Raw genomic sequence first — 10,924 nt, 5'->3', positions numbered from 1 at the left:
CGCACTGAACTGGTCCCACTGGCGCCGACGCCGCCAAGCCACCGCCGAGCGCAGTCACTACCTGAGAAGAACCAGCTCAGGACACGAACCGCTGCTGGAGTACTAGTAGTTGATGGCCCATCAGGGTGCCTCAAGGCGCAACTCGGCAGGATCAAAGGGGAGCAGGGGTGTTCCCGGAAGGCGGGGGCGGGAGGCCTGGGATCGGGTCACGGGCTCGCCCAGTCTGGAACCATGAATTTTGAAGAAACTTTAGAGGCGGAAGCGTAAGCACCCCGCCCTACACGACCCGGCCGAGGCCGTTACGAGCGGGATTTTGTCGGCAGTCACGGTCAGAGAATTTAGCGATGCAGTGCCCCCGTTGCGTATAATCAAAAGATCAAGGAGCGAAGCATGCATGAGCCTGTTCTTGAAAATTTGCTGAGCACACTAGTGGACAGTGCCCTCATTTTTTGCCGCATGGGTGACCAGCAGGCCACCTACCGCAGGGTAGTAGAGACCGAATATTACCCACAGCAAGTAGGCGTCGATAACGTCGAGGCATTTGCCCATGCCATTTACGAGGGCAACCGTGAGGCTCTGTGTTTTATGCTAGCTCAAAGTGCAGTTGCCCAATGGATTGAAGCGGGGGAGGGGCAAGCCGCTGAGAACCTTGGACGGGGATTGCAGTCACTCCACGTGAACTGCTCCACTCAATTCGCACTCTATGAATTCAATCAACGTCTCTGCATGTCACTGCATACCAATCAGAACCAGATATATAGTCGAAATCTCGCCGTCACTTTCGGCGATATAACCAAACTCCCTCACGGGTATAATCCAGCACCCGACCATTTGCCGTTCCTTGGGAATGGGCTCCACGGGACCTATGTGGTCACTTGTGAGCCGGGGTACGACGAAGTGATCAGAAAGTTCATTTCCTACAGTTCCAAGAAGGATGTGCAGTTCGCTAATCGGTAGCATGGAGCCGTGCTGCCGCCTTGGCCGGCGAGGTCACCGGGGCCGCGGCCGGTGGCTGACCGGCTGTGTCTGCAAGGCATCTTGTACGTGCTCTGCATCGACATCGCCTGGCAACTCCTGCCTGCTGAGCTGGGATTCGGCTCAGGGCAGACCTGCTGGCGCAGACTGGAGCGGTGGCAGCAGGCCGGAGTCTTCGACCAGCTGCACCGGACCCTCCTCGCGGAACTGAACGCGGCCGGCCGCCTCGACTGGTCGAGGGCGTGCGTGGATGGCTCCCACATCCGCGCGAAGAAAGGGGGGCGCCGACACCGGTCCGTCGCCGGTCGACCGCCGGAAGACAGGTAGCAAACACCACCTGATCTGCGACGGGCGCGGCACCCCGCTCAAGGTCATCACCACCGAGGCGAACGTCAACGACGTCACCAGACCCTCGCCCTCGTCGACGGCATTCCGCCCGCCGCGGGCAGGCCCGGCCGGCCCCCCAGGCGTCCCGAGGCCCTGCTGGGCGACAAGGGCTACGACTCCAACCCGAACCGGGAAGAGCTGCGCAAACGCCAGCTCCTGCCCGTCATCTCCCGCAAGGAAGTTCCGAACATCAAGGACATGGGCAAGCTCCGCTACGTCGTCGAGCAGACCTTCGCCCTGCTCCACCAGTCCACACGACTCGCCGTCCGCTGGGAACGCCGCACCGAACTCCACGACGCCCTCGTCTCCCTCGCCTGCAGCCTCATCCGCTGGCGACGCCTCAACCGAGCCCAACCATGATCGTGTTCAAGCTCTTAGTACTCCAGCCGGATTTTCGTGTTTGCCTGGTTACCGGCTGGCGTTGGCGAGTGTAGTGGTGGGTGGGCGGGGGTTTCCCAGTTTCGGCTGGGGCTTCCCGCGATGGGATGGCCGCGCCAATTGTAGTGAGAGCGTCGAGCCTGTGCTTGATGGCGTCGTCTTCAGTGGGACCAGTTCAGCGCGTAGTGGGTGTGCGTGAGGATGACGGCGGGTCCAGGGGCTAGCAGACGACGGATTTTGGCGGGTGTGAGGTCCACGAGGTCGGGAGTGTCGGAATCGGGTCCCCCCTTCGCGTGCCTGCGCTGCCCTGACCGCGATGAATGCAAGGGCGAGCATGGCGGGGGTGACGTCCCGGTACCAGCCGACGTATCGGCGGACATCGTACTGGTCCAGGCCGCATTCGTTCTTCGCGCTCTGGAAGCACTCCTCGATCTTCCACCGGCAGCCCGCGCCACGGACCGGGGCCTCGGCCAAGGCATCAAGGGGAGTTCGCCTTTGGCGCAGACCTGTGGAAAGACGCCGCCATGCCTCGGGCGGAGCCTGGCTGGCGAGGTGGTTGACACGCGGGCCGTGGGCTTGCTGGGACGTGGGTACGGCCAGGAGGTAGAAGGAGCGCGGGCCGCCCGGCAGCGTTCTTCGTCCTCGGTCCAGGACTTGGGCATGTAATGGTTCAACAGATCCAGGCCACGGCTGGTGGCATAGCGGCGAAGACGCGGATCTGGCAGTTTTCGGTGTGGCCGGCGGTCTCGGAGTACTGACGCTGGACGCCCGGGGTTCGACCCGCCCGAACCGGGCCCAGACCCGTAGGAAACTTCTTCGAGTTCCCATTTCCACACCCTCGAGGGCACATCACTGATCACGATGACGGTCTGTCCGGCGCAGGTCACCGCACACCACGCGGCCACCCCTTCGCGGGAAGCCCCAGCCGAAACCGGGACACCCCCGCGCACCCACCACTACACTCGCCAACCCCAATCCGATGACCAGGTAAAACACCAGAGTCCGGTTGGAGTTCTAAGCGCGAAGATCCTGGTGCACGGGTGATCTCGGTCGAGAGCCCGTGCACCAGGATCTTCGCCGTTCCGGACAGCCCATGCCCCCAACGGCGCGGGATCGCCGGCAAGTTGGAAAAGGCTCACTGGCAGAATACGAACTCGACAGAGCCGCCACGGTCGGCGCGATGCGTGAGCACACCACACCAACGGCGAGGGCTTCACCGAGTCACCAAAAATGCCTGATAGCCATTTCTCCCTTCAAGTGCCGGGATGAAAGAAATTCAGTCAGGCGTGATTATCGTTGGCCCAGACCAGGGTTTTAGCCGTAATTGAACCCAAGACGCCCTCGACGTACGGTATATATTCGGAGTCATCGATAGACAGAAACAGTTTTCCATTGCGATGCTGCAGAGACTTCCCCATCTTCGTAATTCTCACCTTCGCCACCTCTTTAAATAGACGACTAAGCTTATTTACATCGCCAGAGTAATGCGTTGCGTACAGATCTTCCAGGCCCTCAATCCGGGGAGCGCGACGGACAGAAAAATCTGCAAATTGGCCGACATTCATGGCCTTAATGTGCGCATTAGAAATGCTCTCTTGGCGCAGCGACTCAAATAGCGCCCGGCTACCGAACGTGAGGTAGAGATGGAAAGCCTGGCGGACGCTGTCCTCGTTATTCGAATCGAACAGGTACTCGAGCCACCCTTGCCAGTGCTCACCCAGTTCACCATAGAGGCTATCATGCATAAAAATACGGCAACATACAGGCGGCGCGCCCCATTTACGCCCGAACGCTTCGTAGCCAATCGCGAAATCGCTCATCCTTAGATCTTGGTCCGGATTTGCAGACTTGACACCCAGGGCGATACGCGCCAGTTCCTCCGCGCCAATACCCAGCTCAATTAGATGCGTCAATCTCAGTCCCTCGTTCCAATCGTGTGTAATCGACTCCGACTCTGAAGTTTTTCAGATGTGGTTTTGAGTGTCATGCACCATGATGCATGATGACGGGGCATCTTCCATTTCCCTTTAGGTTATTCTGGATTCGCTTGCGCTGATCACTTCGTGTTGAGATGAATGTTTCACCCCGATTTGCCCCATGAGTTTCGGGCCGGGATCTTACCTTGTTACTGACATCGGCTTGTCGCGGTGAGGCTGGTGAGTCGAGGATGAGGCCGGTGCCAGCTTGAAGCCGTTGAGGGTGTGGGGCCGGTACTGAAGTCGTTCGACCTCGGCGTGGTGGACCAGGCGGTCGATCATGGCGGCCGCGACGACGTCGTCGGAGAAGGTCTCCAGCGATCTGGGGCTGGCACATGTTCCTTCTCGTGGATCGCCGCTGCCACCGGCCCGTATCCATCTTCTGCTGTCCTCGTTGGTCTTCCTGGTGGTGCCCGGATTCTCCAGGTGCTGCCTTGATCGGTTAGGTGCGAGGAAGGTGTGCCGGTGGTATCCCAATTGAGGGTGGCCAGGGTGGTGCCGTCCTGCTGGAGCCGGTGACCGCCGATCCGTGGGAGTTTCAGGCCGACTGCGTTGAGGCCTTTGTCGCCTCATGGCGGGCCCGTGGGTTCAGTCCGGTGACGGTTGAGAAACGACTTCGGCCTGCTGGAGCGGACGCTCACCGCGCTGGGCCGGCCCGCCTGGGACGTCACTCCCGAAGACATCGACCGTGTCGTCGGTGACCTGGCTCTTGCCGGGCGGGTTGCCTCGACCCGGCGCGAGTATGTGCAGATCTTCAAGGGCTTCCACCGGTTCCTGCAGGTCCGCAAGGCCGTCGAGATCGAAGCCGGGTTCGGCGTCCGTCTGGTCTGCCCGGTCGATGAGTTCAACGCGTCCCGTCATGTCGGCGACGACTCCCCGGCCCAGTTGCCGCCACCGACCCCCGAGCGGGTCGCGGAGTTCTTCGAGTTCCTCAAGGCCAGGATCGTCGTGGTCACGTGCACCTTGGTCGGAGCACATGATCAGACGAAGGCCGCCCCCACGTCCGGCGAACCCCCAGGTGAGCGACCCAGTACGAGACGCCGTTCGAGCCCGGTAGATAAAGAACAAGCTGAGCGGCCAGGAGGAATGCGGCGCCGGTCAGTTGAGCGTACCGGACTGCGGCAGGGAGGAAGCTGGAGGCGCACGCCGGTACGGGGTAGACCGCACAGCCGTCGGTGTACCGGGCTTGATCATGAAGGGTCAGGGGGCCGTCGGCGTGGTCGAAGCCGTCCGCGCGGGCAGTGACAAGCTGCTGGAACGAGGCGCGTATGACGACGGCCGCTGCGAGGGCGGCGGCACGAGTGGGGTGCGGTGTCGCCGCATGCAGGCGGTTGGCGAGGTGGGCGCTCTGGGCCGGACTCAGCGCACTGGGCGCCGGGCGCTGCTGGTAGACGATCGGCCGCGGAACGCAGGCAGTGGCGCAGGGCCGGGGACTGTCGTAGGAGACGAGGCGGTCCAAGGCATCAAGGGTGCTCCAGCGCCAGGGCGCAGGCGCTGCGGAAGGGGGCGAGCAGGACAGCCGGGTGCCGCTGCCGTAGTAGAGGACTCGGGCTTCGGGCAGTGTCTCGACGATCGTGCGTCCGGTGGTGGCCAGAGCCCGGGTGAGGGCGGCGGTCAGGCGGGGGCGGTGGACGACGAGGGTGAGGTGGACGCCGGTCTGCCGCTGGAGGCTGAGGAGGCGCTCAAGGCGGCGCTCGTCGAGCAGGTGAGCGCGCAAGACGGTCATGCGGGTCACCTCCAGGGCCGCCGTCCACGCCGAGGCCGCCTCCCACAACGGCGGGCGGCCGTGCGGGAAACCGCCCGGAAGGCGGGGCGGCTTGCCCAGGGCAAGGAGTAGATCCTCTGCCAGCGCGGCGTCGCTGGTCGTTCCGGGTGTGGGGTGGAGGGTGATGCGGCCGGCGTGCGGGGCGTGGGCGGCCAGGGCCTCGTGGGTGAACGCGGCGTCGTCCCCGGTGTCGAGGACGACCGCCAGGCCTGGTGGGGTGCGGTCATGCGAGGCGGCTGAAGGCCCAGCGCAGCAGGTCGCGGTCCGGGCGCGGGCGGCCGGTGCGTTCCAGGGCGGTGCGCATGTGGGCGGTGAGCTGGGCCCAGGCGCGGAAGTTGCCGTGAGCAGCCTGCTCGTCGGCGAAGGTGATGTCGGTCGGGTCGGCGTCTTCCCAGACGGGGTGAAAGAGCGGGACAACGTCGAGGACCTCTTCGGGGGTGAGGCGGGTGAACTGCTGCCAGATGAAGATCCGGGAGGAGAGCATCGGCTCGCGGCGCAACACAGTATGAGCGCCGGCGCCGCCGACGAAGACGATCGCCATCTGGGTGGCGCGTTCATCCCACAGGTAGCGGAAGTACTCGAACGCCTCCCCATTCAGCCACTGCGCCTCGTCCACGAGAAACGTGCGGGGCCGCTCGGCCAGAGCGGTCTTCAGCAGGCGGTCGAACTCGCTGGGGTGGCGGGGCGGCTCACCGGGCAGGCGGAGTGTCTCGAACAGCTCGTAGCGGACCGCGCGGGCGGTCGGACGGGCCCGGAAGGTGACCCGGCAGACCTCCTCGCCCCGGGTTTCCTCCAGCTCGTGCAGACAGGTGTTGACCGCCAGGGTCTTGCCGACGCCGGCGTTGCCGTGGATGCACATCATCGCCCGCGCGGCGACCGCGTCCGCGATGTTCTCCCGCGCGGTCAGCAGCGCCTTCGTGGTCACGATGGACACGTCGGGCAGGTCGACGTACTGATACGTGGGGGCGGTCACCGCGCTCGCCCGCTGCCGCCGGGCTGCGCTGCCGGCCCGCCATCCTCCGAAGCCTGAGGTCCGGGGGCCTGGCGGGTACGGGCGGCGAGCGAGGGCGGGGTGCGCCAGCCCGGCGGGGCCGCAGCAGGTGGGATCAAGTCCGGCAACGCCAGCCTCGACAGATCCGCCCGGTCAGCCTCCGCCAGCTCCGCACCGGTCTCAACCGCGGACACCGCACCCAGGCGTTCCGGCTTCCCCGGCCGGGTCGCGGCGGCGTAGCGCTCGCGCTGTGCTGCGGCGAGGTCCTTGCGTAGACGCCGGCTGCGCGCAGCGCGTGCCGTACGGACAGCAGTGATCTGTTCCGGGCTCGCCTCGTCCGCGACGGTCGCGGGGCCCAGGTAGCGGCCGGTCATGGCATCGAAGACCTCGATGCGGTGCTCGTGGTGCGGCATGAACCGCACCCTGACTCCCGTACCCGCCAGACCCGTCATCCACGGACCCACATAATCCCGCCTGCGGAACCGGACACCCTTGGTGGAGACCACCCGCACACGGCCGTCGTCCTCCAGCGTGAACGTCCACAACTCCTCAGGGCTAACCTCCCGCATCGGAGTCGGATCCGCCTCCCATGCCTGCAAAGGCGACCTCCCGTCCAGCGGCTGCGGCAGGTGGCAGGTGTTCCACCACTGCACCCAGCCCAGCAGCCGGGCAGTGAAGTCCTCGAACCCGAGCAGCAGCTCGTCCTTTGGCCGACCGGGGCGGCGGCCCGGGCGCGGCTGGCGTACATAGCCGGGAAGAGCGGCGAGGAACATCGACTCCACCGCCCGGTTCAGGCCCTCGACCGTGCCCTTCAGGTGCGGGGTGTAGGCGGGCAGGTCCTCCACCTCCACGACCAGCGCACCGAACGCCGCCGCGACCGTCCTCGACAAGAAGTCCTTGCCCCGATCCATACGAACCTTCTCAGGCAGGCCGCCCTGCGGCCCGAACGGCTCCTCGCGCAACACCGCCGACCGCAGCGCGGACAGCACCGACTCCCGCGACGGAGGCCCCGGCGTCACCGCCACCCCCATCACTGTGTTCGTCGTGCAGTCCACGAACCACGTCACCCAAGGCCGCCGGGCCACACCTTCGACGTCGACCAGCACCGGGGCCTGGACGTGATCGGCCTCCCACACCTGATTCCGCCAGCCGAGGGGCTGGAGATGCCGCCCCCGCCCCGAGCAGGACGCCCCTGACGGCTCCGACGATCCCGGCGTGAGCGAGCCGGTCCACCCCCAACTGCTCCAGCGCCTCCGCACGGTCGCCGAGGTCCATGTCCCGGGACACGGCCAGGCCCTCGGTCATCGGGCTTTACTTGCCGTTGGATTCAACCTCAGTTTTGCGTTGATCGTTCAGGACCGAAGCAGCAGGGCGGCGGGTGGGCCCGAAACCGAGCGGGGAGTCGCTTTGAGGGACGAGGACGTCGTCCCAGTCGCCCTGACCGCACGCCAGCACAACGAGATCCTGGCGACGGAGATCCTGCCGACCTGGACCGCGCACGCCGTCCCGCAGGACCAGCCGGTGGTCATCGTCGTCGCCGGACCGGCGGGCGCCGGGAAGTCCCGGCTATGCGATCTCCTGCTGGCGGTCCTCGCCCGGTGGGGCGGCGCCATCTTCGAAGGCGACGGGGATGCCCCTGAAAACACCTTCTCTGCAGGCCCATCGAGACTGGCCATGCTCAAACTAACGATCCGCGCCACGCTGCGTCACTACCGAATGCGAGGCAGGACCTTTCCTTTCACCGCCCCTCTGCTCGAACGCGTCAACAAGCCTTGGCCATGATCGTGTTACCAGCACTTTGAGGCAGATGCATTCGACGTCTACCTAGCCCATCGGGACGATGACAGGGCAGAGCTCCCCGCGCTTTGTGCTCGGATGAACATTTCGCGCCTTTCGGCCCCAACTGGCCCCGATAGTTTGCGGAAGACCCTGTCGCACCGTCACGAGCCCGCTGGAGTATCCGATGACTGTGGAATTCACCAAGATCAGAGCGGTTGTCACGGAGTGTTTCGCCCAAGCCGTGCGCCACCGGAACCTGGAGAGCGCGCTGGCCGGGTCCAGCCTGTTGGATCTCTTTCAAGACTTTGAGGATTCGAGCCGGCTCACAACGGCCTTCGAGGAGGGGCACGCGCTAGAGGAGCTGTTGTTCGAGTTCTCGGTCCACGTCTGGGTCTGCGTCAACTACCACGAGCAGTTCACCGAGAACCGCGCGCTGCTCCGCACCATCGGTGAGGGCTCGTCGGTCCCCTTCTGCCTCCTGACGGCCATGAACAACCGGGCCCGCTACTTGTTCCTGGAGACGCCGCCACAGCGCGTCGACGCGCAACTGGCGCACGTCCGTGCCAGTGTCGCGGGGAGCGTGAGCAGGGATGGGGACTCGCTCGTCGTCACCTGCCCCCCGGAATGGTTCGATGCCGTGGAGGAGCTCTTGGAGGCGACAGGGACGCGGGAGTCGATCGTCCGTGGCGATGCGCTCGCCTCGCAGAGCGGTGCGCCGGGGCGTCAGGGCCGGATCTTCTTCATCGGTCACGGCGGCTACTCCGTCGGCGGTCCACTGGTGCGGCTGCCTGCGGATAACCTGCTGCGCTTCTACGCACTGCCCGACTCGGACATGCAGATGAGTGACGGCCTGGCTCTGGCGCACCTGGTGGCGAACGGCGGCACGGTGGAACGCCCGGTGGAGGTGGAGGTCCCAAACTACCGCTTCCGGGCACCGGTCGAACTCGCCCTGGAGGCCCACTCACTCCTCGGGTGGGAGCAGCTGCAGATGCCTGGGCTCCACGGTCTGCCCGAGTCCGTCCCCCTTTGCGGCGCGGACTCGGGGGGGTGTGCAACAGGCTCCCACAGTTGCAGCGGGCTCTTGGGCCTCTTCGCAGGCACGCCGATGGACGTGCTGGCGTGCCGTACGGAGCGGGGGACGGAGAACGGCGCGGACACATCCGTGCTGCCGCCTGACCTGGAGGATGAGCTGTACGCGATCACCGACGAATGGATCCTCGAACTGAGGAAGGACATAGCCGCCGGGAAGCCATTCGACGGAGGGTTCCGTGCGTGGTTCGACTCGCTACCCCCGGCGTCCCTGGTACTGGCGCTCAGGCTGGAGGCGGTGCTGAGCTGGCGCGTGGCGCGCGAGGTGTGGTCCGTGCCGAAGCGGATGACCGACCCTGTGGCGCTCGGCTCCTTCATTGCCTCAGGCTTGGACGACTTGGAGCGCTCCGTGGCGCTGCGCGGTCTGACGGACCCACAGCGGGACCGCTCCCTGCGGTACGTCTTCGACGGCATGGGTGCGCCCGGACGGACGGCCGCGCGCGGCGTTCACCTCTTCCTCGCGCGCCCGGACGAGTTCGCCTCATTTTGGAGCGGTCTCGGCAATGCGACCGACACGGAGAAGTCCCTGATGAAGCGTCACCCGGGCATTCGGGGATGGGCGGAGAAGCATCGCGTCTAAGAGCTTGTAACACGATCATGGTTGGGCTCGCTTGAGGCGTCGCCAGCAGATGAGGCTGCAGGCGAGGGAGACGAGGGCGTCGTGGAGTTCGGTACGGCGTTCTCAGCGGACGGCGAGGCGTTTGAAGTGGTGGAGCAGGGCGAAGGTCTGCTCGACGACGTAGGGGGCTTGCCCCTGCCGTTGGTGTTCGGGGCTTCTTTGTGGGAGATGACGGGCAGGATCCGGCGTTTGCGCAGTTCATCGCGGTTGGGGTTGGGGTTGGAGTCGTAGCCGTTGTCCCCGAGCAGGGCCTCGGGACGTCGGCGGGGCCGGCCGGGGCGGCCTGCCACCGGTGGGATGCCGTCGATTAGGGCGGGGGTCTGGGTGACGTCGTTGACGTTCGCCGCGGTGGTGATGACCTTGAGCGGGGTGCCGCGCCCGTCGCAGATCAGGTGGTGTTTGCTACCTGTCTTCCGGCGGTCGACCGGCGACGGACCGGTGTCGGCGCCCCCCCCTTTCTTCGCGCGGATGTGGGAGCCATCCACGCACGCCCTCGACCAGTCGAGGCGGCCGGCCGCGTTCAGTTCCGCGAGGAGGGTCCGATGCAGCTGGGCGAAGACCCCGGCCTACTGCCGCACGCTCCAGTCTGCGCCAGCAGGTCTGCCCAGAGCCGAAGCCCAGCTCAGCAGGCAGGAGTTGCCAGGCGATGTCGTTGCAGAGCACGTACAGGATGCCTTGCAGGCACAGCCGGTCTGCCACCGGCCGCGGCCCCGGTGACCTCGCCGGCCAAGGCGACAGCAGCGACTCGATGCCCACAAGTCGTCGTCCACGATCCACGGGCGAGTCCTCACACCACCACGAACGGCCGAATCGTCACACCGGTCACGGCTGACCAGGACATCTCATCAAGATCCTGTTACGAGCTCTAAGTACTCCAGCAGCGGTTCGTGTCCTGAGCTGGTTGGTGTCGTTGTCCGGGCATGGTGGGGATGGCTGAGTCTCAGGTGTGGGCTGCGGAGTTGGAG

Annotated in this window: 10 protein-coding genes and 3 pseudogenes; 5 read left to right on the top strand and 8 right to left on the bottom strand. The window is 65.5% G+C overall.

Going from position 1 to position 10,924, the window contains the following annotated elements:
* Window positions 1-390 precede the first annotated feature (390 nt).
* Genes AB0D66_RS33390 through AB0D66_RS33380 form a run of 3 tightly spaced genes read left to right on the top strand, consistent with a single transcriptional unit; the run spans window position 391 to window position 1,722 of the window.
* Complete coding sequence (locus tag AB0D66_RS33390) at window positions 391-957, top strand: hypothetical protein (RefSeq protein WP_362310931.1); 567 nt, start codon at window positions 391-393, stop codon at window positions 955-957.
* Window positions 958-966: 9 nt separating this feature from the next.
* Window positions 967-1,302 (top strand): transposase, encoded by a 336-nt coding sequence (locus AB0D66_RS33385; RefSeq protein WP_362310930.1) that lies wholly within the window; start codon window positions 967-969, stop codon window positions 1,300-1,302.
* A gap of 15 nt (window positions 1,303-1,317) precedes the next feature.
* On the top strand, window positions 1,318-1,722 hold the full coding sequence (locus tag AB0D66_RS33380; protein WP_362310932.1) for a transposase: 405 nt from the start codon (window positions 1,318-1,320) through the stop codon (window positions 1,720-1,722).
* A gap of 330 nt (window positions 1,723-2,052) precedes the next feature.
* Here AB0D66_RS33380 and AB0D66_RS33375 read toward each other — a convergent pair.
* From AB0D66_RS33375 to AB0D66_RS33345, 7 genes and pseudogenes are all read right to left on the bottom strand, one after another.
* Window positions 2,053-2,232: pseudogene (locus AB0D66_RS33375) on the bottom strand (IS701 family transposase); the annotation flags it as partial.
* Between the two features lie 125 nt (window positions 2,233-2,357).
* A pseudogene (locus tag AB0D66_RS33370) lies at window positions 2,358-2,536 on the bottom strand (transposase); the annotation flags it as partial.
* Between the two features lie 484 nt (window positions 2,537-3,020).
* Window positions 3,021-3,560, bottom strand: coding sequence for a hypothetical protein (locus tag AB0D66_RS33365; protein WP_362310929.1), 540 nt, complete (start codon window positions 3,558-3,560; stop codon window positions 3,021-3,023).
* 744 nt (window positions 3,561-4,304) lie between these two features.
* On the bottom strand, window positions 4,305-4,577 hold the full coding sequence (locus tag AB0D66_RS33360; RefSeq protein ID WP_362310928.1) for a hypothetical protein: 273 nt from the start codon (window positions 4,575-4,577) through the stop codon (window positions 4,305-4,307).
* Window positions 4,578-4,668: 91 nt separating this feature from the next.
* On the bottom strand, window positions 4,669-5,442 hold the full coding sequence (locus AB0D66_RS33355; RefSeq protein ID WP_362310927.1) for a hypothetical protein: 774 nt from the start codon (window positions 5,440-5,442) through the stop codon (window positions 4,669-4,671).
* A gap of 262 nt (window positions 5,443-5,704) precedes the next feature.
* Window positions 5,705-6,454, bottom strand: coding sequence for an ATP-binding protein (locus AB0D66_RS33350; protein WP_362310926.1), 750 nt, complete (start codon window positions 6,452-6,454; stop codon window positions 5,705-5,707).
* Window positions 6,451-7,578, bottom strand: a complete 1,128-nt coding sequence (locus tag AB0D66_RS33345) for a Mu transposase C-terminal domain-containing protein (RefSeq protein ID WP_362310925.1) — start codon at window positions 7,576-7,578, stop codon at window positions 6,451-6,453. The genes AB0D66_RS33350 and AB0D66_RS33345 overlap by 4 nt, the downstream gene beginning before the upstream one ends.
* Before the next feature lie 109 nt (window positions 7,579-7,687).
* On the opposite strand from AB0D66_RS33345, the gene AB0D66_RS33340 reads away from it, so the two are divergent.
* Window positions 7,688-8,254, top strand: a complete 567-nt coding sequence (locus tag AB0D66_RS33340) for a hypothetical protein (protein ID WP_362310924.1) — start codon at window positions 7,688-7,690, stop codon at window positions 8,252-8,254.
* A 181-nt stretch (window positions 8,255-8,435) separates the two neighbouring features.
* Window positions 8,436-9,920, top strand: coding sequence for a hypothetical protein (locus tag AB0D66_RS33335; RefSeq protein ID WP_362310923.1), 1,485 nt, complete (start codon window positions 8,436-8,438; stop codon window positions 9,918-9,920).
* A 15-nt stretch (window positions 9,921-9,935) separates the two neighbouring features.
* Here the strand turns inward: AB0D66_RS33335 and AB0D66_RS33330 are convergent.
* A pseudogene (locus AB0D66_RS33330) lies at window positions 9,936-10,750 on the bottom strand (IS5 family transposase).
* Window positions 10,751-10,924 lie beyond the last annotated feature (174 nt).

The organism is Streptomyces sp. NPDC048270 (assembly GCF_040652335.1).
Classification (GTDB): domain Bacteria; phylum Actinomycetota; class Actinomycetes; order Streptomycetales; family Streptomycetaceae; genus Streptomyces.
This window is presented reverse-complemented; position numbering and strand designations above follow the sequence as displayed.